Raw genomic sequence first — 26,961 nt, forward strand, 5'->3', positions numbered from 1 at the left:
TCCCCGCGTCCCTATGCCATCGCTCCCCTCATGAGGGACGAAGACCGCCTTACGTTCATTGGCGACCCGCAGATCTGCGACTTCATGGACTTCGTGGTCGAGCAGGACAGGGCGGCGGAGGCCTACCGTGACCTCTGGCGCAAGCTGGAGGCAGAGGAGTGGTCGCGGCTAGACCTCTGGGGCCTCAGCGAGACGTCCGCTACCCGTCCGGCGATCGCCGAACTGGCGCGCGCCGCCGGCTACGAGGTCTGGGAGGAGCAAGAGGCCGTCTCGCCTCGAGTAGACCTGCCGCCGACCTGGGACGACTACCTCGCTACGCTGTCAAAGAAGGACCGCCACGAACTGCGCCGCAAGCTCCGCCGGCTGCACGATGGCGCCGGGGAAGTCACCCTGGAGGTGCATGCTGACCAGGCGTCCGTCAACGCGGCCATGGAGGACTTCCTGCACCTGCACACCATCAGCCGCCAGGACAAGGCGGACTTCATGACCGGCGCGATGCCCTCCTTCTTCCGCCGCATGGCCTCGGCCATGGCCCGCGAGGGTCTCGTGAGGCTGTTTACGCTCCGTGTCGGCGGCAAGGCGGCGGCCTCCGTCTTCTGCTTTGATGCCGGCTGCTGCCTCTACATGTACAACTCCGGCTACGATCCGGAATATGCCGGCCTCTCCGTGGGGCTGCTTTCGAAGGCCATGGTGCTTCAGTGGGCGATCGAGAACGGCAAGGAGTCGCTCGACTTCCTCCGTGGCAACGAGCCCTACAAGTACGACCTCGGCGCGCGCGACCGCGGCGTCTATCAGCTGACCGTGAGGCGCACCTGATGGCCGGCCGCGTCGCAGTCTTGATGATGCACACGTCGCCCGCCGCCCGGCCAGGCGGGGCGAAGGCCGGCGGCATGAACGTGTATGTCACGGAGCTTTCCAAAGAGATGGCGCGCGCGGGCTGGGAAGTAGACATCTTCAGCCGAAAGACCAGCGCCGCCACTCCGCACGTCGCCGAGATCGAGCCACGGCTTCGCGTCGTCCACGTGGACGCTGGCCCGCCGGAGCCGCTGCCGCCCGAGGCGCTGCGCGACTATGTGGACGACTTCGCCGACGCCGTCGAGGCATTCGCCGCTGCCGAGGGCGCGCGCTACGACCTCGTACACAGCCACTACTGGCTTGCCGGATTGGCCGGCCTGCGGCTCCAGGAGCGCTGGTCCGTACCCCACGCGACCATGTTCCACACGCTCGGCGAGGTGAAGAATCGGGCCAGTCTGTCCGAGAACGAGCCCCTGATGCGGATCTCGGCCGAGGCCGAGATCGTTGGCGGGGCTGACCGGATTGTCTGCGCGACCGAGCTCGAGAAGTCCCAGCTCGTGCACCTGTACGGCGCCGAGCCTGACCGCGTCGAGGTTGTCCCCCTCGGCGTCGATATCGAGCGCTTCCGCCCGCTCGACAAGGAGCAGGCGCGGCGCGAGCTTGGCTTCGAGGACGAGAGAATCATCCTTTTCGTCGGCCGGCTGGAGCCCCTGAAGGGCGTCGACATCCTGATAAACGCCGCCGCGATGCTCGAGAGCGACGTCGAATGCAGCGTGCTGATCGTTGGTGGCGACGAGAGCTCGACGGCTCAGATGACCCAGCTCAAGGGCCTCGCGAGTGACCTGGGAATAGGGCACAGGGTCGCCTTCATCGGCGCCGTTGACCATGAGAAGCTGCCTCTCTTCTACAACGCCGCCGATGTCTGTGTGGTGCCCTCTCACTATGAGAGCTTCGGCCTGGTGGCTGTCGAGGCGATGGCCTGCGGCGTGCCGGTGGTCGCGTCCCGCGTAGGAGGGCTTACGGGCACCGTCAAGGACGGAGAGACCGGCTACCTGGTGCCGTGGCTCTGTCCCGAACCTTTCGCCGAGCGCATTGAAATGCTGCTCGAGAACGAGTCGTTGCGCCGCAACCTCGGAGAAGCCGCACGCGAGGCTGTCGCCCGCTTCCGCTGGGGGAACGTGGCGGCGCGCATCCTTCAGGTCTACGACGCCCTCCTCCAGGAGGGTACGCCGGCCCCGGTCTCGACGGCCTAGACGGCAATGCAACTCAGCCTGCCATCGCTCCTCAGACGAGACGGCGCCACGGCCGCGGGCCGGGGCGGCCGGCTGCCGCCGCTGGAAGGCCCGAAGACCCTCATGGCCATCATGGCCCACCCGGACGACATCGACTTCACTTCGGCCGGGACGATCGCGAAGTTCTGCTCAGAGGGTTGGACCGTGTACTACGTGCTCGCCACCAGCGGTGACAAGGGCACGCACGAGAACCTCACGCGGCAAGAGCTGGCGGCGATGCGAGAGCAGGAGCAGCGCGAGGCGGCTGCCGTCCTCGGCGTCAAGGACGTCATCTTCCTGGGCTATCCAGATGGCTTCGTCTATCCGACGGCCGAGTTGCGCGGCCAGATCGTGCGCCTCCTGAAGAAGTACGAGGTCGATGTGGTCCTGACCTGGGACGGATTCCGGACGGGCTTCAACCATATCGACCACCGGAACATCGGCATCGCTGTCCGCGACGCCCTTTATCCGGCGGTGAGGGACCATCTGTACTACGAGGAGCACCTGGCGGAGGGCCTGAAAGCGCGGCCCGTGAACGAACTGCTCCTTGCCGGCAGCGATAGCCCGGACTACTTCGTCGACATAACGCCCTTCATCGAGAAGAAAGTAGACGCTATCCTGTGTCACAGGAGCCAGGTCTCGACCCGCGATCGCGAGGAGATGCTGAAGCGCTATCGCTCGCAGGGCCGGCGAAGGGGACGAAGCGGCAGCTTCGAGAGCTTCAAACGCGTGCGTATCGGCCGGCAGAGGCCGGCGTCGCAGGAAGCGCCCGCCGCAGTGCACCAGGAGCCTGCTCCGGCAGGGGCGTGACAATCGAGCAGCTAGCCTACTACAGCTTCCTGGCCGGCTTCGCCTGCGCTGTGACCTCGGCGCTTGCCTATGTCGTCGTAGCTGTCGGCTCCTGGACTGCTTACCGCCAGGCGGCCACCGGCGCCATGACCGTGCCCGTGGCCGTGCGCGTCGCGGTGCCGGCCTCCATCGGCGGCTTCGCGACCGGTGCCGCTGCCGCCGCGCTCGCTCTGCTCACCGTCTCGGTCGGCGCGCGGGCCGTCGCCACCGACCGGCCGCCCTTGGGGAACCTCTGGGAGTACACGGTCGCGCTTGGCTGGGGCGTGACGCTGTTCACCGTCGCCTTCGAGGCCGCCTTCCGCGAGCGCGCCATCGGCGCAGTGATGATGACCGTCGCCGCCTCTCTGATGGGCGTTGCCCTCGCCTTCTTCCCTTCGGAGGTCACGCCGCTCGTGCCGGCGTTGCAGGCAAATCGGATACTCGGGCTTCATGTCAGCACCATGGCCCTCGCCTACAGCGCCCTCTCCATCTCGTTCGGGGCCGCCGTGCTGTACCTTCTCCAGGGCGGCTCCGCGGAACGGCGTTTCGCGCGCCTGCCGTCCTCCGAAACGCTGGAGGACATTGCCTACTGGTCCGTGCTCGTGGGCTTCCCTCTGCTGACCCTCGGCATCGCGCTCGGGGCCTACTGGGCCAACTCGGCCTGGGGGCGTTACTGGGGCTGGGACCCGAAGGAGACGTCGGCGCTACTGACCTGGTTCATCTACGCCGGCTACCTGCACGCCCGCGTGCTACGCGGCTGGGAGGGAAGGCGCTCGGCCCTCCTCCTCATCCTCGGCTTTGTCGCTGTCCTCTTCACCTACTTCGCCGTCAACTTCCTGATCTCGGGGTTGCACAGCTACGCCGGCGTTTAGCGTCCTCCTGCGGCTCTTGAAATACGGCCTCGCTGCCGGTGCCGTTGCGGCGGTGCTCCTTCTCGCGTTCACCTGCGAAAGCGTGGGCGAGGAGACCGGCTGCTCGATCCCCCAGGAGGACTCGATCCAGGGGAAGATCCTGGCCGAGGGCCGGCGCGAGGCCGCCTTCGACTTCCTGTATCCCTGCCGCCTGCCGAACAGCCAACGCCTGACGAATATCTCCGTGGTCGGCGCCAGTGGCAGGCAGAGCGTGACCCTGACGTTCGAGGGGCCCTTCGAGATCAACATCTACCAGTCTCAGACAATCCCCGTGGCCAGCGCTGACCCCGCCGGAGCCTCGCACATTGTCCTGCGCAACCTGTTTCCCGGGATCGACGCCGACCTCATCGAAATCAACGAGGGTGCGCGCAAGGCGCAGTACCGGCTCGTCTGGCGCCAGGGCGGCATGTACTACGAGATCGCCGCTGCGGGCCCGCCCCTGCAGCGCCGCACGATTCTCGAGATCGCCCGCAGCCTACAGTAGCGCGCCGAACACCAGGCGCAGACCCACGAGGCCGAGGGCGCCACTTAGTAGCCGCATAACGACCAGCTGTCTGGCCTGTAGACGCATGGAGACGAGCGCGCCCAGTTGCGCGCCCAGGAGGACCCCGGCCGCAAGGCTCAGTTCCTCGCCCAGCACGCCGGAGAAGTCGCCGGCGATGACATGGACCAACGCTCCCGCTCCCGAAGTGAACATGAGCGTGAACGTCGATGTCGCCGTCGCGATGTACGAGGGGAAGCGCATGAGCAGGACCATCGCCGGGACGTAGATGATCCCTCCACCTACACCGAAAAGGCTCGAAATGAAGCCAATCGCAAGCCCCAGCCCGACCCCGAGGTAGGGGTCGAACGAATACACGTAGGTGTCGCCACGCGCGTCCGTAAGCTGGCGCCGGCGGTAGCGCGCGGGCGGCTGCGTGACGATCACGCGGGCGCTGCGAGGCAGCGCAAGCCAGCCCGCGACGAGGAGCAGGAGGACGCCAAAGGCGGCTTCGAAGGCGTCCCGCGGGAACTCTGCCGTAAGGACGGCGCCCCCGACCGCTCCCGGCAGCGTCGCTGCCGCGAACATCAGGGCCGATGGGTAGTCGATGCGCCTCTGGCGGCCGTAGGCCACCGATCCGGAGGCCGCGTTGAAGAAGACCACGCCCAGCGAGATCGAAGTTATGACCTCAGGCCGGTGGTCCGGGTACAGCAGGAGGAGAGCAGGGGTCAGCACAAAGCCGCCGCCGGCACCGATCAGGGTGCCGTAGGCGCCGACCGCGATCCCGAGGAGGACCAGTGCGGGCCATTGCAGAACGTCCGGCAAAGAGCGCGACTCCGCTCGCATCTTGGCATTGTTGACTGCTTCGCTCAACAATCGCAGACGGTCCTAAGATCGAAGCGTGATCGTGGACTTCCACACCCACATCTTCCCGCCGGAGATGATCGCTTCCCGCGAGGCGCTGGCCGCGCGCGACGTCACATTCGCCGAAATGTATCGCGATCGCCGGGCTCGCATGGCGACAGCTCAGGACCTGCTCCGGAGCATGGACGCCGCGGGCATCGACGTCTCCGTTGCCCTGGGTTTCGCCTGGTCGGACATGGAAGATTGCCGGCGCCACAATGACTACCTCCTGGAGGAGGCGGCGCGCAGCCGCGGCCGCATCCTCGCGTTTTGCTGCCTGGCCCCGGAGGCGGACGGGCCGACAGTCGCGGCCGAGGTTAGGCGCGTCGCCGCGGGAGGCGCTCGCGGTCTCGGCGAGTTGCGCTCGACGTGTGGGCTCAGGTCGCCTGAAGGCGCCGATGCCCTGGGTAGCACCGGGCTGGTGCCGCTCTTCCATGTCTCGGAGCCGGTTGGACACCACTATCCCGGCAAGTCAGGGGTCCCCCTCGACGCCATGGTAGAGGCCGCCTCTTCGTTGCCGGCTCCGCTGGTGGCAGCGCATTGGGGTGGTGGCCTGCCCTTCTTCACCCTCATGCCGGAGGTGCGCGTTGCCCTCGAGGGGGCGTACTTCGACACGGCAGCTTCTCGCTTCCTCTATGCGGCGGATGTGTACAGGCGGGTCATCGACCTCGTCGGCGCCGACAGAGTGCTATTCGGCAGCGACTTCCCGCTGGTGGCGCAGGAGGCCGCGCGCCGCGAAGCGGAGTCGGCCGGCCTCCCGGCATCCGGTCTCGCACTCGTGCTCGGCGGCAATGCGGCAAGGCTTCTGGGGCTGACATGACGGCGAGGGGAGAAGCCGGACTGCGCCTCTTCGTGGCCCTGGAGCTGTCGCCGGCCTGGCTGCAGGAGCTGGAGCGCGCCCAGAACGCCCTGCGAGCCGCGCTCGAGGGGCGCGGAGTGAGGCCGCTTCGCTGGGTGCGCCCGGAGGGCATTCATCTCACGCTGAAGTTCCTCGGCTCCGTGCCGGAGAGCAGGCTCGAGGCGGTGCGCGGCGCTATCCGCAGCGCCTCCAGCGATTTCGCGCCCATTAGCCTCGTCCTGGCCGAGCGGCTCAACGCCTTCGGCGACCGCCGCGGCCCGCGTGTCATCTGGGCGGGGCTGGACGGCGCCAGCGCCGCCGAGCGGGGGCGGCTCTACCGCCTTGTAGAGGACCTGGAGACGAGCTTCGCGGCTGCTGGCTTCCCGCGCGAAGGCCGCTTTCAGCCGCACCTGACCCTCGCCCGGGTCCCGGAGGACTTCAGCCGCGCCGAGCGCGCCGCCGTCGCGGCCGCGAGCGAGGAGGTCCGCCTCGCCGCGACTCCGCCGCTCGTCTCCGAGGCTATCAGCCTGATGCGTAGCCACATCGGGCCGGGCGGCGCCCGCTACGAGCGCCTGCAACGCTTCCCCTGAGGCTTGTCCGGCAGGATGCCTTCGCAGCTCTGCGACCCGGCCCGCCCCGGGCTTGCGGGCGGAGTCTCAGAGAATCTATAAGCCTAGCGGTTTTCCTTTACAGCGCTCGGTGTACGCGACTATAATTTCGGCGACGCGGGAGGAAGGTTCGCGCTGACTGAGGGCTGCCCTCAGTTTTTGTTTTGTCAGCGGCCCGAGTTGCCGCAGTAGCAGGAACAGCACTATGGCCGAGAAGGCAACACCACTGACTCGCGAAGGCCTCGAGCGGCTGGAAAAGGAGCTCGAGTACCTGCGCAACGTGCGCCGGCCGGAGGTGGCCGCGCGCATCCATGCCGCGAAGGAGTTGGCCAGCGCCCAGAACAACGCCGAGTACGAGGAGGCGAAGAACGAGCAGGCCTTCGTCGAGGGGCGCATCATGACCCTCGAGCACCTGCTGCAGAACGCCACGGTAATCGACGAGGAAGCTGCCCATCACGCCACCCGCGTCCAGCTCGGCTCCAAGGTGTCCGTGAAGGCGGATGGTAAGGAGATGGAGTACACCATCGTCGGGCCCGCGGAGGCGCGGCCGTCCGAAGGCCTGATCAGCAATGAATCGCCGGTTGGGCGCGCGCTCCTCGGCAAGCGGGTGGGTGACGAGGTCCAGGTGCAGGTGCCGCGCGGCCTGCTCCGCCTTACAATCACCGGCATAAGCTGAGGCCGGCGCGAGTAACCAAGGGGACGGGCCGATGCAGGCCCGTTCTTCGTGTGAGCGAGGATGGCGAGCAAGGAAGAGGAGATCTATCAGCAGCGGCTGCTCAAGCTGCAGCGTCTGCGCGCCCGCGGCCTGGACCCTTATCCGCCCCGCTACCACCGCACGCACCCGAACGCCGAAGCGCTGAACGCCTTCGAAGCCTGGGAGGCGCAGCCGGACGGCGAGCCCCCTTTCGTGCGCCTGGGAGGTCGCGTCACGGCGTTGCGCCGGATGGGCAAGGCGGCATTCCTCGACATCCGCGATGGCTCCGCGCGCATCCAGGTCTCGGCGAGGCTCGACCGGCTGGGCGAGGCGGGCTTCGAGACGCTGAAGGATGTGGACCTGGGTGACATTGTCGGCGCGGAGGGCCCGCTCTTCCGCACCAAGACCGGCGAGATCACCGTCGACGCCGTCGCGCTCACCATGCTGGCGAAGTCGCTGCAGGCGCCGCCGGAGAAGTGGCACGGCCTGACGGACGTCGAGCAGCGCTACCGGCAGCGCTATCGCGACCTCATCGCCAACGCGGAGGTGCGCGAGCTGTTCCAGGTCCGCAGCCAGGTGGTCGCGTCCATCCGGCGCTTCCTCGACCGCCGCGGCTTCATCGAGGTCGAGACCCCTATCCTCGTGGAGCACTGGGGCGGGGCCGCCGCTAGGCCCTTCGTCACCCACCACAACGAGCTCGACCGCGACCTCTACATGCGTGTGGCCACGGAGCTCTACCTGAAGCGCCTGGTCGTCGGCGGCTACGACAAGGTATACGAGATCGGCCGCATCTTCCGGAACGAAGGCGTCGGCTTCAAATGGAACCCGGAGTTCACCATGCTGGAGAGCTACGAGGCCTACGCCGACTACAACGACGTGATGGCGATGTGCGAGGAGATGATCGCACACGCGGCCGTCGAGGCGACCGGCTCGACCCGCGTGAAGCTGGTCCGCGGCGACAGCACAGTGGAGGTGGACCTGACGCCGCCGTGGCGCCGGCTCACTTACCGCCAGGCGCTGATCGAATACGCCGGCCTGGACCCGGAGCAGTACCCTGGCATCGAAAGCCTCCAAATCCGCATGAAGGAGATGGGGCTGGAGCCGGAGAAGGGGGCGGGCTGGGGTAAGCTCCTGGACCAGGTGAAGGACGAACTGGTGGAGCCGAAGCTCATCGAGCCCACCTTCCTCATCGACTATCCCGTCGAGCTCTCGCCGTTGGCCAAGCGAAAGCCGGATGACCCTCGCTACGTGGAGCGCTTCGAGTTCTACGCCGACGGGTTCGAGATTGGAAACGCCTACACGGAACTGAACGACCCCCTCGAGCAGCGCGAACGTTTCGAGCTGCAGGCGCGCCTGCGCGCGGCCGGAGACGAGGAGGCGGAACTCATCGACGAGGACTTCCTGAACGCGCTCGAGCACGGCATGCCGCCGACGGGCGGCCTCGGCGTTGGCATCGACAGGCTCGTAATGCTGCTGTCTGGCAAGCGCTCGATCCGAGAGGTAATCCTCTTCCCGGTCCTGAGGGAGCGTAAGTAGGAATTGGACTTTAGATTCGGGAGTCTGGGATACGGCTTGCGCCGCGGACCGTCTCCGGCGGAAGTCCAATGTCCAGGGTCGAAAGTCCATCTCCCTTGACCCGATACAGGGCCGTTGTCTTCGACATGGACGGCGTCCTTGCCGATAGCGAGCCAATCTACGCGGAGGCCATGGACGCGGTCCTGGCCGGCCTTGGCAAGAAGGTGACGCCGGAGCTGCACCTCAAGATCATGGGCACGGGCGTCGAAGAGACGTGGTCTATCCTGGTCCGCGAGCTCGGCCTCCCGGGGAGGATAGAGGACTATATCCCGGCTTACGACCGCGAGCTCGTCGAGCGTCTGGCGAAGCTGAAACAGCCGCTACCCGGAGTCGTGGACCTGGTGCGCACCTTGCGCAGGGAGGGCGTGCCGATCGCTGTCGCCTCGTCCTCCTGGATGGGCTGGATCGACGCGCTACTGCGCGGCATTGGCCTGCGGGACGCTTTCGACGCGCTGGCTTCGGCGACGGAGGTCGAGCACCCGAAGCCGGCGCCGGACCTCTACCTCCTCGCCGCTTCGAAGCTCGACGTGCCGCCCGAGGCCTGCATCGCCGTCGAGGACACGCCGACGGGCCTGCGGGCGGCCAAGGCGGCCGGCATGTACGCCGTCCAGGTGCGCGCCAGCAGCACCGCCTTCCCGCCGCTGCCGATGGCCGATGCCGTGATCGACACGCTCGAAGACTTCGACCTTGGCCTGTTGGGCCTCAAGAGCAATGAGTCCTGAAGTGCGGACATGTTGCGAAGGCACAGCAGGAGAGCGAAGTGACCCAGCGGCGCCCGCTCTTCCGCGGCAGGCGGCAGGCTTGTCGGGCGCCTCGAGGCCAACTCCGGCATCGCGCAGCCATCCCCTACAATGACAGGCATGGACCGGCATCTCACGGTTACCGGCTTCGTCGTCCACAAGGGGCGCACGGCGCTGCACTGGCACCGCAAGGTCCAGTCGTGGCTGCCCGCCGGCGGCCACATCGAGCCGGGTGAGGACCCCGTGCAGGCGGTGCTGCGCGAGGTGCGAGAGGAGTTCGGCCTGGACGCCGAGGTCGTCCCCCTGGCGCCCAGGGTGTCGTACGCCGGCGGGCCCGAGCAGCTCGAACCGCCGTATACCATCCTCGTCTGCCCGGTCGAGCCCGGGCATGAGCACATTGACCTGGTCTACTTCCTGCGCGTCACGGGAGGCTATCCCGGCCGCTCGCACGACCCGGAGAACCCGATCCGCTGGGTGGACGAGCGCACGCTGCGCGAAGACGATGGCCTCTTCCTTGCCGGTGAATGCGGCCCCGAGATACCGTTCGCCCCCGATGTCCGCGCCCTCGGCCTCGAAGCCATACGCCTCGTCAGCCAGCACGAGGCGTCGCTCGCGCCGGTCACGACTTCAGAAGGCCCCCTCTCCGTTGACGGAGACGGGGCCGGGGGGTGAGGTTGCTAGCCCTCCAGTTCATCCGTGAGAACCCCGACCTCGTCCGTAAAGCCGTCTCCGACCGCAACACCACGGCTCCCGTCGACCGCATTCTCGAACTGGACGAACGCCGTCGCGCGTTGCAGCAACAGGCCGACGACCTCAAGGCGCAGCGCAATGCGATCGGCCGGCAGATGGGCAGGGCGTCGCCCGAGGAGCGGGCCCAGCTTCAGGCCCGGGGCAAGCTGCTCAGCGAGCAGATCGACGCGCTCGACGGGACGCTGTCGGAGGTCGAGAGAGAGCTCGACGCGCTGCTCCTCGAGGTGCCGAACGTCCCGCAGCCGGACGTCCCGGTCGGCCCGGACGAGGCGCACAACGTCGTGCGCGAGACCGTCGGTACGCCGCGCGAGTTCGACTTCGAGCCGAAGCCGCACTGGGACCTCGGCGAGCAGCTCGGCATCATCGACTTCGAGCGCGGCGTCCGTCTCGCGGGCTCGCGCTTCTACGTCCTGCGCGACGCCGGGGCCAGGCTGCAGCGCGCCCTCATCGCCTTCATGCTGGACCTGCACACCCGCAAACACGGCTACACCGAGCTCTACCTGCCGGCGGTGATCCGCGAGGAGAACCTGTACAAGTCCGGCCACCTGCCGAAGTTCCGCGACACCATGTACCACGACGCCGAGGACGACTTCTGGTGGATCCCGACGGCGGAGGCGCAGCTGGCGAACTTTCACGCCGGCGAGATCCTGGAGCCGGATGTCCTGCCGCTGAAGTACGTCGCCTATACGCCCTGCTTCCGGCGGGAGCGCATGAGCGCCGGCCGCGATGTGCGCGGCATCAAGCGCGGCCACCAGTTCGACAAGGTAGAGCTTTTCCGCTACGTCTTGCCCGAAGACTCGGACAAGGCGCTGGAGGAGATGGTCGCGGATGCGGCCGAGGTGCTGAGCACCCTTCGCATCCCCTATCGCCTGGTCCAGCTCTGCACCGGCGACCTCGACTTCAAGTCGGCGAAGAGCTTCGACCTGGAGGCCTGGGCGCCGGGCTGCGGCGAATGGCTCGAGGTGTCGAGCGCCTCGAACTGCACGGACTTCCAGGCGCGGCGCGCGAACATCCGCTTCCGTCGCGAGCGCGGCGGCCGCCCGGAGTACCCGCATATGCTCAACGCCTCGGGATTGGCGCTGCCGCGGGTGATGATCGCCGTCCTGGAGAACTACCAGCGCGCTGACGGCTCGGTCGAGGTGCCGGACGTGCTGCTGCCGTACATGGGCGGCGAAGGCGTGATCAGGCCGAGGGAGTCCGCCTAAGCCTGGCGCCTGCCGTCAGCCAACACCGAAGTCCCGATGAGGCGGACGTCGGGACTGTGCCCCGCGCGGTAGACTAGCGGCCCGGGAGGGACGACATGGAGACGGTCAGGTCGAAGGACGGGACGGCCATCGCATTCGAGCGCAGCGGCAGCGGGCCGCCGCTGGTGCTGGTGCATGGGACGACGGCGGACCACACGCGCTGGGCGCCGGTGCTGCCGGAGCTCGAGAGGCACTTCACGGTGCTGGCGATGGACCGGCGCGGCCGCGGCGGCAGCGGCGACAGCGAGACGTACGACATCGAGCGGGAGTACGAGGACGTCGCGGCGGTTGTGGATGCGGCCGGGCCGGGCACGAGCCTGCTCGGCCACTCGTACGGCGCACTGTGCTCGCTGGAGGCCGCGCTGCGGACGCCGAACCTGCGCAAGCTGGTGCTCTATGAGCCGCCGTTTCCGGTCGACGGGATCGAGATATATGCTCCGGGACTGGAGGCAAGGCTGCAGGCACTGCTGGACGCCGGCGACAGGGAGGCGATGCTGACCACGTTCTTCCGGGAAGCGGCCGGGGCCTCGGAGCAGGAGATGGCCGCGCTGAAGGCGGCACCGTCCTGGCAGGCGAGGCTGGCGGCGGCGCACACGGCGCTGCGCGAGTTCGCGGACGCCGAATACGTCTTCGACGCCGGGCGTATCGCCAACCTGAAGGTGCCGACGCTACTCCTTGTCGGCGGGGCCAGCCCGCCCTCGCTCACCCGGCCCTCGGCGATGCTGGCCGCGGCGCTGCCGGAAGCTCGCGTCGCGGTCATGCCGGGACAGGGCCATACGGCCATGAATACGGCCCCTGACCTCTTTGTCCGGGAAGTGCTGTCCTTCCTGACCGCGTAGCCGCGCCCCGAGCGAAGGGCCCCGGTAGGCGGACCGGGGCCCTCGATGAAGTGTCCGTGCCTGCCGCCTACCCCGGCCCCAGAGGCGGCTTCGTGGTGTCGATCCAGAGGTGGAGGCCCGTCTCCGCGGCCGTGTTGCTGCCGGCGAAGCCGACATAGGCGCCGAGGTTGCTGACGCACGGCCAGTAGAGGCTGAATCCCGGCGTCCCGACGGGGAACTGGACCGGGATGTAGTAGGCCTTGCCGGCCATGTACCTCAGCAGGTCATGCACGAGCGCCTGCTGCTTCTCCAGGTCGAACTCGTTCCGGATCTTCTCGACGTCAGCGTTGACCTTGGGGTCGCCCTGCTGGGCGTTGTTGCCCGTCGGCGTCATGCCGACAAAGCGGGGGCCATCCTTGTGGAGCGTCGCGAAGAGCTGCGAGGCCACCGTCGGGTAGGTGCGCTCGGCCATCCACTTGACGCCGGTGAAGCCCTTGTTGCCGGCAGCGTAGCCGTAGTAGAAGTTGGGCAGCCAGTCGTTCTGGTACTCGCGCGGGTCTGACTTGGTCTTCAGGCCGCCGTCGTTGAACATGCCGGCCAGGGCTTCGCCGACCTGGAGATACTGCGTGCCGTACTGCTGGCCCTGGTTGTAGTACAACGCGACTTCTGAGCCGGTGTAGCCGGCAGCCGCCATCAGCTTTTTCGCCTCGGGGACGTCGTACTTGTAGTACTTCGAGTTTGCCCCGAACTTCTTCTCGTCCTGGGGGTCGATCCAGTACCCCTCCCAGCCCGGGCCGATCGTGGCCATGTAGCGCACCGGGATCGGCAGGCCCTGGGACTCGAATGCCGGACGGTTCGACGTGATGTCGATGATGGTCTCTTTGTCGAAGATCAGTGACACCGCCTGGCGCATGCGCTCGTCCTTGAAGGGCGAGTTGCCCTCGTAGCCGAAGGAGAGGAACCACGGCGTTTTTGGGAAGTCGGCGCCCTGGAGCAGGTTGAGGACCGGGAGGTCCTTCTTCGTGGGCAGGATGTCCTCCTGCCGGTGCACCGGCGTCCAGACGTTGCCGGCTTTGAACTGCGACAGGCGCGTCGCGTACTCCGGCACGATGGGCAGCGAGATCTTGTCCATGAAGGGCCGATTCTTGACGTAATAGTTCGGGGATTTCGCCCAGAGGAACTGCGTCGAGGGGCGGTAGTCCTCGAGGACGTAGGGGCCGTAGCCTCTTACCGTCCCCTTCGGGTCGAACCCGCCGTCGGACTCCTTCGGCATGTTGTAGAAAAGCACGGACGTCGCGAAGAGCTGCACTATCGAAGCGTCAGGATGGTGCAGCTTGAAGACAACCGTGCGGCTGTCCGGCGCCGAAACGGACTCGACCGGGGCCGAGGGGTTGCTGGAGCTGTAGACGAAGTCGCCGCGCAGGGGGCTGACCTGGGCGTACTTGTTCCAGCTGAAGACCACGTCGCTGGAGTCGATCTCGCGGCCGTTAGTCGGCGCGCGCGAGTCCCAGCGCATGCCGGGCCGGACCTTGAAGGTGAGGGTCAGGTGGTCGGCGCTGAGCTCGTACGACTCCGCCAGCTGGCCCTCGACCTCGCCTTTGCTCAGCTTGGGGTACTTGCTGAGCGAGAACTGCAGCATCTTCGGATATGTAAAGGCGGCGACGATGTCCAGGGTGTTGAAGGTCGCCGCGGACAGCGGGTCCAGGGTGACCACGTCCGTGGCGAGGACGGAGTTGTAGGTGCCGCCCGGCTTCGCCTTGTCCGTGGTGTCGACGCGCGTGTACAACAGGCTGCTTCCTTGCTCGCCGCCGCCCCCGTCACCTCCTCCACCCCCGCACCCCACGACGCTGAGAGCAGCCGCGCCGGCGCCGAGTGTGGCTGCGCCGCTGATTGCCCTCCTCCGACTGAGACGCGCCGTGCGGATCGATTCCCAATAGCCGTGCTTACTCAAGGTGCTCCCTACCTTTCGTCTGCGGCCGTCTGCGGCCTGGCGGCCAACCTGGGTTGCTGCGCTTATACGGCGACCGATAGCGCTTGTCAATGCAAGCATTCGAAATTTGCGCCAGCACCAGGCCGCGCGAACGATTTGACGGGACAGCTAGCCAGAAGCGACTGGACGGCAGTGATGGTGGCCGGCGTTGCGACTAACGCACTGCTAGGTAAGGCCCCCGGCGTCCAACATGGCGGGTGCCCACGGCGCGTATGCTACTTCGAAGTGTTGGTGGGCGGAGTCGACGATGAGGTCAGCGCGGCTCGCCGAAATCCACGATGACTGGGGTCCACACAGTGCCATGTGGCGGAATTGCGCCGTCCCTGCCCAGAAGTGCAGCGCCCAATGGGATCAGTTATGCTTCGCTCGTTCGTGCAGCGGCCTTCCTTCGAAGTGAACCTCGAGATAGCGGCTTTGGCCTTAGCGTCCGAAGGTGCTATCAGCGTCCGTGAGCCCGGCCTCCTACTGCCAATTGCCTTGGTTGGCCGCCTGCATGAGGCCGCGTTGGTCGTAGGATTGAAACTAGCCCAAACCTTCCCCGCTCGAGGTGCCGGCTAGGTGGGCCTCTGGAAGGCGGCGGCGCTCCGTTTCAGAGATGGATGGCACCTTCAACGGGCTGCGGATGTCTTCGTTGCGGTGCTCTGTCTTATCGTGCCAACCGCATACGCCGTCGCACAAGGTCAGGACACGAACTGGGACCAGAGAAATTACCATTACTACGGCGCCTATGCGTTCTTAAACGGGCTTAGCTCCTTCAATATTCTTCCCAGCCAAATCCAGACATTCCTAAACCCATTACTATTCGTTCCGTCGTACCTGCTTATCTCGAACCTATCTCCAGTACTCGCAAGTGCCGTACTTGCCTCCTTGCACGGGCTTAATTTCCTGTTGGTCTTCTCGCTAAGTAGAACAATATTCCGGTCGATTCCTTCTCTATCGACCTCGGCTCTGCTCTCAAAGTATCTATTGCCGATCATAGCGACCATCATCGGGGGCTCTGCGCCGATCTTTGTCAGCGGAGTTGGGACGACATTTGGTGACAACCTGACGAGCGTTCTTGTCCTACTCGGCTTGTTGCTAATTGCCACACATTTGAGATCGTCGTCGTCCTTCCGGGTAGCTGGTGCTGGCCTGGCGTTCGGTGCTGCCACAGGACTGAAATTGACGAATATGACCTTTCTCATCGGAGCCGTCGCATCGTTCTGGTGGATTTCGCGAAGTATTCCTGACGTTCTGTCACGTCTGACGATATTCGGGTTCGGCGCACTGGCCGGCTTGCTGATCACGCACGGCTATTGGAGCTACTATCTGACCCAGGAGTTCGAGAGTCCGCTCTTTCCTTTCTATAACGCTATATTCAGGTCGCCATTTTACGATCCCATCAACTGGCGAGATGCCCGCTACATCCCGGACTCGCTGTGGGAGGGCTTGGGCTATCCATTTCAGTGGGCAGAAGGGAAGCATCCCACTTCTGAACTGCCGTTCAGGGACCTTCGTTTCGCGATCATAAGTATCCTCGCGCCGGTCTCGTTCTTGGTACTGGCCGTTCGCGGCCGCCGGTGGATCGCCATACCGAGCGCGGTCGGCTCCCCAGGCGTCGTCGTGCTGCTGTTCTTCTTGTCCAGCTTCGTCGTGTGGTTGTTCACGTTTGCAGTGTCTCGGTACGTCGTTGCGTTGGAGCTCCTTACAGGACTTGTGATGGTAATGCTGATCGTCTGGATCGTGCAGAACAGGCAAGTGGCCGTTACCCTCGTGATAATCGCCGCTGCCGTGACCGTGCTGACTACGGAGCCTTCGGATTGGGGACGCGCGTCATGGAGCGGCGATTGGTACGCCGTGGACGTACCCGCTCAGCTCAAGCGGCAGGACCAAATGTTCATAATGTTGGGCGACGAGCCTACTTCCTACGTCATTCCATTCCTTCCGAAGGACGCTCGCTTCATCCGAATTGAAAGCAATTTGTACGTCCGTCCCGAAACCAAGCTGTTCCAACTGCAGCGAGATGCGATTGCGCAGCATGAGGGACCGATCATGACCCTCGGCGTCCGCGTACCGTCGGGGATTCCAAGCCTGCAGAGCTTGAGCCGTTACGGGCTCCGCCTGTCTGGTGGAGGGACGGCTGTGGACGCTGAACAAGTGCTTTCGCGCTCTCTGCAGGGAAACGAGGATTTGACCTGGACGCTCGGTCCTGGAGATGAGTACGTCGTCCGGCTCTACGACACGTCAAACGGCGGGCGGACTCTTCTCGCAGGAGTTCTGGTTGTGGCCGCCGGGCAAGGAAGATCCGGAACGATCACTGCCTCGCCGAATCCATGCTCAGGCTCGCGGTGCACCACGACAGTCACCTGGACTTCTCAGGGCGTCTCCTCTGCGCAGGTAACGGTCGAGGCCGGAGGGATGGGGGAGTCGCCGTTTGCGGGCGGCGCGTCCGGCAGTAGCGAGGCACCGTGGATATTAGCCGGTCAGGAGTATATTTTTCGCCTCCACGGGACTGGCATTGGGGATTCGTCCGCCTTGCTAGCGGGCGTCCTGGTGACCGGAGTGAACAAGTCATCATCGGGGAGGGTCACCGCCTCGCCGAATCCTTGTCGGCCTACGGAGGCTTCTCAGTGTTCGATCAAGATCGAGTGGACCACCGAGGGGGCGGCCTCGGCGGAGGTGACGGTCCAGGCAGTTCGCCGGACGGAACCCAGCGCGACAGGTTGCGTCCGGTTCCGCTCCAAGGTGAACCGCTTTGTTAGCTGTCCCCTCGAGCGGACGGAGTCTCCTCCGTAAGGAGTAATCGTATGGGAGCGAGACATGGGGATGGGGCCACGGGGCGGCACCTGGAAGGGTCGAGCCGAGTCCGGGTGCGAGGGGCATTGCCGAAAGTGGCGGTCCTTATACCGTGCTACAACGAAGCCATGTCCGTGCAGAAGGTCGTGAGTGACTTCAAAGAAGTCCTTCCGGGCGCGTCCGTCTACGTCTATGACAACAATTCGACCGACGCAACGGCGGACCTTGCGGTGGCAGCGGGGGCGAATTTGCGACATGAGCCGCTGCAGGGCAAGGGCAACGTGGTACGACGAATGTTCGCGGACATCGAAGCCGACGTTTACGTGCTTGTGGATGGCGACGACACGTATGACGCTTCTACTGCGCCAAAAATGATCCACATGCTGGCCGCGAACGACCTCGACATGGTCACAGGCGTTCGAGTTACTGACTCACCATCGGCATATCGTCCCGGGCACACTTTTGGGAAGAATCTCTTTGCCTTTTTGCTCGCAAGGATATTTGACAGGGCGGTGAAGGATGTCTTCTCCGGTTATCGCGTCTTCTCTAGGCGCTTCGTCAAGTCCTTTCCCGCGCTCTCGAGTGGCTTCGAGATTGAGACAGAGCTAACGCTGCACGCCCTCGAACTTGGCATGAAGTTCGCGGAGATCGAAACTCCCTACCGGCCGCGACCACCTGGCTCTACGAGCAAGCTGCGGACGTTCAGAGATGGCTTCCGGGTCTTCAGGACGCTGGCCTTGTTCTTCAAGGAGGAGCGGCCTCTGCTCTTCTTCGGTACGATTTCTTTCTGCCTTGCGGCCCTGTCGGTACTGCTAGCGATCCCCGTGGTCAAGGACTACCTTGAGACCGGACTCGTGCCGCGGTTGCCGAGCGCAGTGCTGGCCAGCGCGATCATGCTTGTCGCGTTCTTGAGCCTCACGGCGGGCATCATCCTCGATACGGTGACGCGCGGGCGTCACGAATTGAAGCGCCTCTTCTATCTGAGTCTCCCGACGCTCTCAGCACACGCCGACGACGAGCAAGGCGGCGGGGGGCGGACATAGGTGCACCGATGAGTCAGGCGGAGGCCGGAGCCTTCAAGGGCGCAGGCCTGTTCAGCCTCCCGGTTGCCCGCTTCGCTGTTGTCGGAGTCGCCGGCTTTGTAGTGGACGGCGCCCTCCTGACCGCGCTCGTGAACTTAGCACACGTAGACACGCTTCTTGCGCGCGGCGTCTCGTTCCCGATGGCCGTTACGCTGACCTGGTTCTTGAATCGCCGCTGGACCTTTTTCTCGCAGAGACACATTGACGAAGCGATCGCATCGCAGTACCTGCGTTACGTCGGGGTGCAAATTTCCGGCGCAGGGCTCAACGTTGCGGTGTTCCTGGCTCTGCTGGTGCTTTTCCCAGGCCTTTCTCGCGAGCCTTTGCTGGCGCTTGCTCCTGCTGCCTTGGGCGCCGCCGCCTACAACTATGTGCTGTCACGACAGTTCGCTTTCCGGTATGGCGCTGCTCTCAGCCGGCCTTCGCAGTTAGGGTGAGTATGGATGCTTACTCCGGACTCGCGAATCTAGAGGTTATGGCCCAGGCGGCACGCTATAACCGCTTCCTTCTGGACATGGTTCGCGCGCCCGGGTGATTTCATCATCGACTTTGGGGCCGGGACCGGGCGATTCGCGATGGCAGTCGCCGAGCGCGGCTTTCGCGTTACGTGCATCGAACCGGATAGCGCCCTAGCAAACCAGATAACAGCTCGGGGGCTCGAGGTGCTCCCCGATATCTCCCAGATCGCAAGCGGAGAGGTGGACAACATCTTTAGCCTTAATGTCCTCGAACACATCGCCGACGATAAGGCGGCGGCGAAAGCCTGGGCAGAGAAGCTGAAGCCGGGTGGTCGTCTCCTGGTCTATGTGCCCGCTTTCCCGTGGCTCTTCACCAGCATGGACCGTAAGGTGGGCCACCTTCGTCGCTATACACGTAGGGTGCTTGTCGATCTCCTCACGGCGGCGCAGTTTCAGGTGGTCAGCGCCCGCTACGCCGACAGCCTTGGCGTGATTGCCACATTGGCCTACCGCCTCCTCGACCCGGGTACCGGGGAGATCAACGAGCAGTTGCTACGGGCTTATGACAGGCTTGTCTTCCCTGTCAGCAGGGTCCTCGACAACGTATTCGCTCATTACCTGGGGAAGAACCTAATTGTCACCGCCGTTCGTTCTGGTCGGTAACCACGGCGATGCGGTCAGGCGGGGCATGAAACTGAGTCCTGCTGCTACGCCAGGCCGCCGCCCAGCGCCGCCTGCATCTGCTGCTCCAGCTTGCCTTCCTCGGCGGTCACGATGAGGTTCAGGGTGAACTCGTAGTACTGGATCGCCTCACCGAAGCCGAGGTGCTGGCGGTCGAAGACGATCTCGGGCTCAGGGCCCTCCAGGTGGAGCTTCGCGGCCATACGCGGCCACATCAGCGGCGCGAAGCGGATCATCTCTCGCTCGAGGCCGGCCTTGACGCGCGGCGTTTCGATGACGCGCTTCAGGCCCTGCATCACGGCCTCGTTCTTCTTCAGGAGGAGCAGGTAGGCATCGGCGCAGAGGCGGACGCAGTCGTAGTTCTTACCTTCGTCGAGCGCGGTCGAGGCCCTGGCCATGAGGTCGCGTAGCTCGCCGTCCTTGATCTGTTCGACCTGGTCGCTCGGCATTGGTGTATTGCCTCCCAGGAGATTGGCAAATAGTGGTCGGTGGTCGGACCGGACCTCCGGCCACCGGTCACGACCATCGTCCCTAGATCGATGAGTTCACCGGGTACTTGAAGTTGTCCAGCTGCTGTTCCCGCCACTTCTTGTGCACTGTCTCGTGGCGCTCTTTGAAGTCGGGGAGGACCTTGCGGCCGAAGAGGTCGATGCTCGCCATGATGTCCTCGTGCCTGCGGCTGCCAGCCTGGGCGATGAACAGCATCACGTCCTGGTGGCCCTCTTCGTACTTGGAGAGGTAGGCGCGGAGCGTGTCAGGCGTGCCGATGGCGGCGCGGGCGCGGGCGGCGCGCCAGAGCGCGCGGGCGTTTTCGTCCTCCGGTTCCTTCTCAGTCAGCGCCTGCTCCGTGCGGATGAGCTGCGAGAGTTGGTCCTGGCTGCGCGCCTGCAGGCGGGCCATGCGCTCCTCGGGGGGCGTGTCCGTGAACTCACGGAACAGGTTCGTGCGGGCGTGGTTGTGGTATGGGCCGGTGAGGGGGCTGTAAAAGTGGTTGAGGGCGAAGCTGAAGAACTGGCCTCCGTCACCGGCGCGCCGCTGCGCTTCCTCCTCCGTCTCGGCGCATGCGAACTGGCTGAGGACGATGAGGCCAGGGTTGACCGCCTTGCCGATCGGGCGGCACTCCTCGCGCATGAGCCGCCAGTAGGTCTGGACGCGCTCGTCGGCTTCGGCCGGCGTCTCGAAGCCGAAGCCGAGGCTGCCCATGCCCAGGCGGGCGGCTGTGAGGACCGTCTCGCGCCGGCCGCCGGCTACCCACACCGGCGGGTGCGGCTTTTGAAGGGGCTTGGGGATGACGTTGCGCGGCGGGAAGGTCACGTACGCGCCCTCGTAACCGGGGAACGGCTCCTCGGACATCATTCGCAGGGCGACTCGCGTGCCCTCCTCCCACATCGCCTTCTTCTGGTCCCAGGGGACATGGTAGGCCTCGAGCTCGTTCGCCGACGAGGACTCGCCCGTGCCGAATTCGACGCGCCCGTCGCTCACGAGATCGAGGGCGGAGATGCGCTCGGCGACGCGGCCCGGGTGGTTGTAGGGCGGCGGAGTCAAGACGATGCCGTGGCCCAGGCGGATGTTCCTGGTGCGCTGGCTGGCAGCGGCGAGGACGATCTCCGGCGCCGATGAGTGCGCGTACTCCTCGAGGTGATGGTGCTCGACCTCGAAGACGTAGTCGAAGCCCAGCTTGTCGGCCAGTTCGATCTGCTCCAACGCTTCCTTGTAGATGCGGTGCTCGGCGTCCGGGTCCCAGGTGTCACTGTCGTAGGGTTTGGGAAGTTGGAGCTCATAGAAAAGGCCGAACTTCATCTGGACTCCTTCACGGGTGGCTACCGGGATTTGAGCGCTATTATCTGACGCTTACGCAAGCTGTCAAGGAAGCCAAATGCCACCCGCAGGCTGAGACCTCGGTCACAGACCTGCTTCGGACGGCGTCAGTACACTCGAGACATGACCCCGAAGAGACCGGCGCTCGCGCTCATCGCCGTCCTGGCGCTCATCGCCATGGGCTGCTCCGACGACGGCAGGGAGGGCAGCACGCCTACGGCGACGCCTCCGGGAGCGGCGGAGACGCCGCAGCCGGAGGCCTGCAGCGGGACGCTCGTCGTGAATTCGAACAGCAACACGGGCGAGGCGAGGCTCTTGACCTTCCGCGACGGCCGGGCCTCGCTGTCCGAGCCGATTGGGACCGGGATGATCCACCCCGTCGTCTCCCCCGAAGGACGCCGGGTCGCGTATTACGATATCCGCCCCTCGCCGGCGCTATGGGTGGCGGACTCCGACGGAAGAAACGCGCGCCGCCTTGCCGACATTCTTCAGCTCCACGACCACAACCCCCCGGTCTGGTCACCCAGGGGCGACAGAATTGCCTTCGAGTCGGCCCGAAGCTCGAGCGAGGGCGCCCGCTCGAACGTATGGGTCGTGAACGCGGACGGCACTGGCCTGGCGAACCTGACGGCGACGATGTTCTCTGCGGACACACCCACGTGGTCGCCGGACGGCTCGCGGATAGCCTTCATGGGCCGTGAGATCGAGAGCACGAACGTCTACGTAGTCAACTCAGACGGCTCAGGGCTAAGGCGCGTCACGAACTACGACCAGGGCAGCTTTGCGTTCTCAGGCTCGTGGTCGCCAGACGGGAGCCTCATCGCGTATCTTTCGAACACGACCGGGAACGTCGACATCTTCACGGTTCGTCCCGATGGCACCGGCGTCACGAACCTTACGCGCAGCCCGACGCCCGAGTTCGTCGCGCCTGTCGGACACCTGCCGATCGAGTTCTCGCCCGATGGCAAGCGTCTTGCCTTCCTCTCGGAAGCCACGGGCAGCGTCGAGCTCTACACGATCGCCACGGACGGTTCCGGACTGCGCCGCGTGACAGACCTGGCTGGATCGGAGTTCCGCCAGAGGTGGACTCGCGACGGCCGCTGCCTGACCTTCTACGTCTCGCGCCCGTCGCCCCAGGGGGGCATACCCGTATACGTCGTCCGCGAGGACGGGACCGGCCTCATCGAGCTTACGACGTTGCGCTGACGGCGCCGCTGGTAGCGGACGAGACACCGGCCCGGCCCGGCCGCCGCCGCTCGAGGCGCATCACCATGCCGTGCTTCGGCCTCAGGGTCACCAGCGGGTCCACCTCGACAGGATGTCCTGGCGAGAGGCGCAGCCGGTAGCGCTGGGCCACCGCCGCCAGGGTGAGTTGCGCTTCGATCATTGCAAAGTCGGCGCCTATGCAGTAACGCGGGCCGCCACCAAAAGGGAAGTAAGCGAAACGAGGCCGTCCCGCGGAGCGCTCGGGGGTGAATCGCTCGGGGTCGAACTCGTCGGGACGCTCCCAGAACGCGGGGTGGCGGTGCGTAACGTACTGGCTCATCACGATCTGGGAGCCCGCCGGCAGATCGTAACCGCCAACCGTGTCGGGCCCGACCGCGAAGCGGCCGACGGCCCATGCCGGCGGGTAGAGGCGCATCGATTCCTCGAGGATCATGCGGGTGTAAGGGAGCGATGCGAGGTCGTCGTACACGGGTGGGCGGCCGTCGAGGACGGTGTCGACCTCCCGGTGCAAGCGCGCCTCGGCCTCAGGGTGCTGCGACAGCAGGTACCAGGTCCAGGTGAGCGCCGTAGCTGTGGTCTCATGGCCGGCGAGGAAGATGGTCATCACCTCGTCCCGCAACTGGCGGTCGCTCATGCCCTCGCCCGATTCCTGGTCTCGCGCCGCGAGGAGCATGGAGAGCAGGTCGTCGCCGCCCGGGCCGGCCGCGCGGTGCTGATCGATGATGCGGAAGACGATGGCGTCGAGGAGCGCCAGCCAGCGGTGGAAGCGGCGGTTGCGTGGCGTGGGGTACTTCTCGGGCAGGCTGAAGAGGTGCGTGGCGCGATAGTTGACGTGTGCCTGCAGCTCTCGCACTGCCTGGCCCACCTGGTCCGCCTCCGGACCGAGCCTCACGCCGAGAAGAGTACGGCTCACGATCTCGAGCGTCAGGCGGATCATCTCTGGCAGGACATCGACCGGCGCCTCGGGGTCAAGGCGCGAGTCCCAGCGGGCGAGCATGGCCTCTATGCTCTCCGACATGAGGCCGGAGATGCGGGCGATGCGGGCGCGGTGGAACGCGGGCTGCGCCAGGCGGCGCTGCCGCAGCCAGGACTCGCCTTCGTTCGTAAGCAAGCCCTGGCCGAGGACGGGCTTGAGCACCTCGTAGGAGAACCCCTTGCGGTAGTTCTGGTTGTTGTCCTGGAGCACATGCTTGATGTCGTCCGGGTGCGACACGAGGTAGGCGTACCAGATGCCGCCGCGGTAGCGGACGACGTCGCCGTAGCGCTCACGGTCGCGCAGAAAGGTGCCGAGGGGGTCTCGCTGGAGAGCAGGCAGGTTCCCGAATGGTGAGAAGCTACGCGGGCCGGGCGGCACCCGGCGTGAAGACATCACGCATCGATCCTATCAGGCGGGAGCCGTGAAGCCTTCGGCGAGCGACGCGCCGGCGCTATCGGCCCCTCCGGGCTTGGTCCAGCACTCCGAGCGTCCCGCGGATCGATGGATCCGACTCGATTTCCTCGAGAGACAAGCGGGTCTTGCGGCGCCAGTTCGGCTCCTCGTTGAGGCCGGGTACGTTCTGGCGCTGGGTCTCCAGCCAGAGGTCTTCGAGCGTGGCCAACACGATGCGCGCGTCACTCCGGCCCAGATAGGCAAGCAGGGCGTCGCGCACGGCTGCCGGGTGATCGCCGCCCTCGGGCAGCAGTCCTTCGCGGGCAAGGAGACGCTTGAGCGCGCCGTGGGCCCAGGATGACGCCTGCCACCAGGCGGCAAAGGGCGGGAGGTCGTGTGTGTTCAGGGTCGCGGCCTCGTCGCGGCGCGGCGGGCGCAGAGGCGGGTCGGACTCCGGGCCCACCTCGAAGGGCACGACGTATGTGCCGGTAATCCCGTGACGGCGGAGGGCGGCGTTCACGTACGCGGGCACGGTGCCGAGGTTCTCGCCCACCAGTTCGGTGCGGTTCAGATGCGACTCCAGGCTGAGGATCGCGTAGAGCTCTTCCGCCGGGTAGCGGACGTAGACGCCATCGCGCGCCTCGAAGCCGCGAGGGATCACGAACAGGCGGTGCAGGCCCATGACGTGGTCGATCCGCAGCCGCGTGGCGTAGATCATAGACTGGCGCATGTAGGCGATAACGTACTGGTAGCGCTCCTCCCGGATGCCGATTGGGTGGGGTGGCGGAAACCCCCAGTCCTGGCCGGCGACTGCCAATGGGTCGGGCGGGGCCCCGGTGTTCGCTGCTTGCACGAAGCACCCGGGCCAGCGCCAGACGTCGTAGCCGGCGCGATGGACACCGAGGGGCAGGTCAAGATAGAGACCGGCGGCCTCGCGTTGATAAGCGGCGCCCACGAGCTGCTGAGAGGCGGCGAACTGGCAGTAAGCGTGATAGGCCTCGACATCGCGGTCGAAGGCGGGCTCTCCCGAGGGCCAATCATGCCAGGGGCCATTGGCCGCGGTGCGGGCGCGAAAACGCGCGTACGCAGCGACCTCTGGCCTGCTTTTCAGCATGGCCTGGAGGTCCCGCCGTCTTGTGCCCGTTACCGCCGCCGATAGCTCGCGCAGCACGAGCGCCTTCAGGGCCGCCGCGCGTGAGTAGTCGACGAGGGGCGTCGAACGCAGTCGGGCGAGCTCGCGCCGGAAGTCGGGTGAGGCGACGATCTCGCGGGCGCGCTCGCACCGTTGCATTTCCGGCAACGCTTCGACGTCAAGGAAGGCCTCGTTCCACATGAGGCGGCTTGCCGGCGAGTAAGGGCTGGGGTCGAAGACGCCTTCGCGCTCGTCGAGGAAGGCGGCAAAGAGCGGCAGCACCGCTACTTCGCCGGCGCCGAGCCCTCCGGCCCAGCGCGCGAATCGTGAGAGGTCACTGAAGTCGCCGATGCCCCAGGAGCGCGCGGAATGGAGCGCGTACAGGGGGACGAAGACGCCCCAGGCGCGGTCATCGGGCCCGGCGTAGGCCCGCCGCGGCGCTGCGATGACCATGACGGACGTCCGGCGCGCGCGGCGGCCTGGGTAGCGGACAGTAAGGTGCAGCGTATGGTAACCAGCGTCCAGCGCCGGCAAGGGCAGGAGAAGGTGCCCGCGGCGCGCGTCCAGAGTCAGGCCGCGCGACGCGACGCGCCACTCGCGCGCGCCGTTGGACCCGTCGAGCGCGCACTCGATGCTGGCAGCGCCAACGGCGCCGGCGCTCAGCGGCATGGCCGCGGGGCCGGGCAGCCAGACGGTGGCGATGGGCCCGGCGAGGCGGTCGGCGCGCTCCCGCTGGAGCCGCTCCAGGACCGCGGCCGCGTCGCGGACGGGTTCACCCAGCAGCGCCTCGATGGTCGCCGCGATGGCCTCCGCCGGCGGTCGCCGGAGGGTCCGGGTGGCGTCCCGGTAGGAGCGCTGGACGCCGAGGAAGGAGGCCAGGCCGGCGAGGCCCTCGCGAGAGGCGGCGGTCATGGGGCCATCGTATGCGAAGGCGCCTTTCGAGTCTGGAGGCCTGCTATAATCAAGTACGCGGGGACGACAGGTTTCGACAGGGAACGCCGGACCCGGATTGCAGGCCGAGGGTGCCGTCAGCCTCGTTAATCACGGTGGCAAAAAGTAACTGGCGAACGTGAACTCGCCCTCGCCGCTTAATTAAGCGGTGACGTCGGCCTCCGCCTCACCCCGATGGGCGGAGAACCGGCGACGCAATGTCGGGGTGCTGCGCCGGCGACGTCGATAGCTGGCGCCGAAGACCATCGACAAGGCCGCGTTCTGAGCCCGCCGGCCGGCGTGGGCGCGGCGAGACCAAAAGGCCGGACAAGCCTGTAGCAGATCCCGGACGGTCTTCCTCTGGACGGGGGGTTCGATTCCCCCCCGTCTCCACCATCTCCAAACGTCTCCACGGGCCTGTTCTTCGGGGCTCACCAGGTAGACGCACGAGCCGCTTCTCCTGACTGCTACCGATAGCAGCGCGCGAAAAGCTGGCGTGGGCACGATAGCGCCGATCAGCTTGGAGTCGAGGTCAAGGTAGGCCCGCTCAATCAGCGGCGCCAAGAGCCTACGACGTTCCTCCTCGGTTGCCTCCTTCCACAGTTGGTCCAGGTTTGCAAGCAGGTTGGCCGCGACCGTCGAGTCCACGGAGGTGCTGCCGCTGGCCTCGAGGATCTGGGCATCGATTCGAGCGAGTCTTGCTTGGTAGGTGCGTTCGGGTATCTCGAGATTCACATAAGCGGCGGCCAGGCGGCGACGCTGCTCTCGCAGGTCGTCTAAGTTCGCACCACTCGGCACACGGCATGCGCCTTGGGCGATGAGCTCGCGCCAGTTTGGGGGAAGTTCGAGGGACGTGACGATCCGTTGAATTTGAGAGTCGAATGAGTGGGCCATGGCCGAGCGGCCGTTGGTCGGGCAATCGTTGGCATGGCGCTCGCGGTACATAGGGGCGCCAAAGCGGTGGCGGTCGGACTGCAAGGCTTGACCGCAGTGACCGCAGGCCGCGATGCCTTGAAGCAGGCCCGCCGGCCCGGAAGTGCGCC

The 26,961-nt window shown here is 66.0% G+C and carries 24 protein-coding genes and 1 other RNA gene; 19 read left to right on the forward strand and 6 right to left on the reverse strand.

Features of this window, described 5'->3' with window-relative positions:
• The 5 genes from VNN10_12915 to VNN10_12935 form a co-directional block, all read left to right on the forward strand.
• A partial coding sequence (locus VNN10_12915; GenBank protein ID HXH22921.1) for a GNAT family N-acetyltransferase occupies window positions 1-816 on the forward strand: 816 nt, incomplete at its 5' end.
• Entirely contained in the window at window positions 816-2,048 is a 1,233-nt protein-coding gene (locus VNN10_12920) for a glycosyltransferase (GenBank protein ID HXH22922.1), read from the forward strand. The genes VNN10_12915 and VNN10_12920, both read left to right, overlap by 1 nt.
• A gap of 6 nt (window positions 2,049-2,054) precedes the next feature.
• Window positions 2,055-2,876, forward strand: a complete 822-nt coding sequence (locus tag VNN10_12925) for a PIG-L deacetylase family protein (GenBank protein ID HXH22923.1) — start codon at window positions 2,055-2,057, stop codon at window positions 2,874-2,876.
• On the forward strand, window positions 2,873-3,766 hold the full coding sequence (gene ccsB, locus VNN10_12930; GenBank protein ID HXH22924.1) for a c-type cytochrome biogenesis protein CcsB: 894 nt from the start codon (window positions 2,873-2,875) through the stop codon (window positions 3,764-3,766). The genes VNN10_12925 and ccsB overlap by 4 nt, the downstream gene beginning before the upstream one ends.
• A 16-nt stretch (window positions 3,767-3,782) precedes the next feature.
• Window positions 3,783-4,289 carry a hypothetical protein gene (locus tag VNN10_12935; GenBank protein ID HXH22925.1) on the forward strand — a complete coding sequence of 169 codons (507 nt, stop codon included), beginning with the start codon at window positions 3,783-3,785 and terminating at the stop codon, window positions 4,287-4,289.
• Here VNN10_12935 and VNN10_12940 read toward each other — a convergent pair.
• Window positions 4,281-5,132: a sulfite exporter TauE/SafE family protein gene (locus VNN10_12940; GenBank protein ID HXH22926.1), complete on the reverse strand. Its 852-nt coding sequence runs from the start codon at window positions 5,130-5,132 to the stop codon at window positions 4,281-4,283. The two genes, VNN10_12935 and VNN10_12940, sit on opposite strands and share 9 nt — an antisense overlap.
• 55 nt (window positions 5,133-5,187) lie before the next feature.
• On the opposite strand from VNN10_12940, the gene VNN10_12945 reads away from it, so the two are divergent.
• The 8 genes from VNN10_12945 (at window position 5,188) to VNN10_12980 (ending at window position 12,477) form a co-directional block, all read left to right on the forward strand.
• Window positions 5,188-6,009: an amidohydrolase family protein gene (locus VNN10_12945; protein HXH22927.1), complete on the forward strand. Its 822-nt coding sequence runs from the start codon at window positions 5,188-5,190 to the stop codon at window positions 6,007-6,009.
• Window positions 6,006-6,617: an RNA 2',3'-cyclic phosphodiesterase gene (gene thpR / locus VNN10_12950; protein HXH22928.1), complete on the forward strand. Its 612-nt coding sequence runs from the start codon at window positions 6,006-6,008 to the stop codon at window positions 6,615-6,617. Before VNN10_12945 ends, thpR begins: the two co-directional genes overlap by 4 nt.
• Window positions 6,618-6,840: 223 nt before the next feature.
• A complete protein-coding gene (gene greA / locus VNN10_12955; protein ID HXH22929.1) occupies window positions 6,841-7,311 on the forward strand; it encodes a transcription elongation factor GreA in 471 nt (156 codons plus the stop codon).
• A 60-nt stretch (window positions 7,312-7,371) separates the two neighbouring features.
• On the forward strand, window positions 7,372-8,865 hold the full coding sequence (gene lysS, locus VNN10_12960; GenBank protein ID HXH22930.1) for a lysine--tRNA ligase: 1,494 nt from the start codon (window positions 7,372-7,374) through the stop codon (window positions 8,863-8,865).
• Window positions 8,866-8,960: 95 nt separating this feature from the next.
• Entirely contained in the window at window positions 8,961-9,626 is a 666-nt protein-coding gene (locus VNN10_12965) for an HAD family phosphatase (GenBank protein HXH22931.1), read from the forward strand.
• A 138-nt stretch (window positions 9,627-9,764) separates the two neighbouring features.
• On the forward strand, window positions 9,765-10,316 hold the full coding sequence (locus VNN10_12970) for an NUDIX domain-containing protein (protein HXH22932.1): 552 nt from the start codon (window positions 9,765-9,767) through the stop codon (window positions 10,314-10,316).
• A 2-nt stretch (window positions 10,317-10,318) separates the two neighbouring features.
• The gene (gene serS, locus VNN10_12975; protein ID HXH22933.1) at window positions 10,319-11,599 is read left to right on the forward strand and encodes a serine--tRNA ligase; all 1,281 of its coding nucleotides are present in this window, start codon (window positions 10,319-10,321) and stop codon (window positions 11,597-11,599) included.
• 95 nt (window positions 11,600-11,694) lie between these two features.
• A complete protein-coding gene (locus VNN10_12980; GenBank protein ID HXH22934.1) occupies window positions 11,695-12,477 on the forward strand; it encodes an alpha/beta hydrolase in 783 nt (260 codons plus the stop codon).
• Between the two features lie 67 nt (window positions 12,478-12,544).
• On the opposite strand, the gene VNN10_12985 is transcribed toward VNN10_12980, so the two are convergent.
• Complete coding sequence (locus VNN10_12985; GenBank protein ID HXH22935.1) at window positions 12,545-14,242, reverse strand: ABC transporter substrate-binding protein; 1,698 nt, start codon at window positions 14,240-14,242, stop codon at window positions 12,545-12,547.
• Between the two features lie 762 nt (window positions 14,243-15,004).
• Here VNN10_12985 and VNN10_12990 point away from each other — a divergent pair.
• From VNN10_12990 to VNN10_13005, 4 genes are all read left to right on the forward strand, one after another.
• Complete coding sequence (locus VNN10_12990; GenBank protein HXH22936.1) at window positions 15,005-17,221, forward strand: hypothetical protein; 2,217 nt, start codon at window positions 15,005-15,007, stop codon at window positions 17,219-17,221.
• Window positions 17,222-17,316: 95 nt separating this feature from the next.
• On the forward strand, window positions 17,317-18,264 hold the full coding sequence (locus VNN10_12995) for a glycosyltransferase family 2 protein (GenBank protein HXH22937.1): 948 nt from the start codon (window positions 17,317-17,319) through the stop codon (window positions 18,262-18,264).
• Between the two features lie 8 nt (window positions 18,265-18,272).
• On the forward strand, window positions 18,273-18,740 hold the full coding sequence (locus VNN10_13000; GenBank protein HXH22938.1) for a GtrA family protein: 468 nt from the start codon (window positions 18,273-18,275) through the stop codon (window positions 18,738-18,740).
• A gap of 102 nt (window positions 18,741-18,842) precedes the next feature.
• Entirely contained in the window at window positions 18,843-19,424 is a 582-nt protein-coding gene (locus tag VNN10_13005; protein HXH22939.1) for a methyltransferase domain-containing protein, read from the forward strand.
• 44 nt (window positions 19,425-19,468) lie between these two features.
• Here VNN10_13005 and VNN10_13010 read toward each other — a convergent pair whose 3' ends face one another.
• Window positions 19,469-19,891 carry a hypothetical protein gene (locus VNN10_13010; protein HXH22940.1) on the reverse strand — a complete coding sequence of 141 codons (423 nt, stop codon included), beginning with the start codon at window positions 19,889-19,891 and terminating at the stop codon, window positions 19,469-19,471.
• Window positions 19,892-19,973: 82 nt separating this feature from the next.
• The gene (locus VNN10_13015; protein HXH22941.1) at window positions 19,974-21,242 is read right to left on the reverse strand and encodes an LLM class flavin-dependent oxidoreductase; all 1,269 of its coding nucleotides are present in this window, start codon (window positions 21,240-21,242) and stop codon (window positions 19,974-19,976) included.
• A gap of 141 nt (window positions 21,243-21,383) precedes the next feature.
• Between VNN10_13015 and VNN10_13020 the strand changes: the two genes are divergently transcribed.
• A complete protein-coding gene (locus tag VNN10_13020) occupies window positions 21,384-22,466 on the forward strand; it encodes an LpqB family beta-propeller domain-containing protein (GenBank protein ID HXH22942.1) in 1,083 nt (360 codons plus the stop codon).
• Here VNN10_13020 and VNN10_13025 read toward each other — a convergent pair.
• Both VNN10_13025 and malQ read right to left on the reverse strand, forming a co-directional pair.
• Window positions 22,450-23,856: a cytochrome P450 gene (locus tag VNN10_13025; protein ID HXH22943.1), complete on the reverse strand. Its 1,407-nt coding sequence runs from the start codon at window positions 23,854-23,856 to the stop codon at window positions 22,450-22,452. The genes VNN10_13020 and VNN10_13025 overlap by 17 nt on opposite strands.
• Window positions 23,857-23,914: 58 nt before the next feature.
• Window positions 23,915-25,900 (reverse strand): 4-alpha-glucanotransferase, encoded by a 1,986-nt coding sequence (malQ, locus tag VNN10_13030; protein ID HXH22944.1) that lies wholly within the window; start codon window positions 25,898-25,900, stop codon window positions 23,915-23,917.
• Window positions 25,901-25,959: 59 nt separating this feature from the next.
• Between malQ and ssrA the strand changes: the two genes are divergently transcribed.
• Window positions 25,960-26,314, forward strand: a transfer-messenger RNA (tmRNA) gene (gene ssrA / locus VNN10_13035).
• Window positions 26,315-26,961: the final 647 nt, after the last annotated feature.

This window comes from Dehalococcoidia bacterium, assembly GCA_035574915.1.
In the GTDB taxonomy this organism is placed as follows: Bacteria; Chloroflexota; Dehalococcoidia; order DSTF01; family WHTK01; genus DATLYJ01.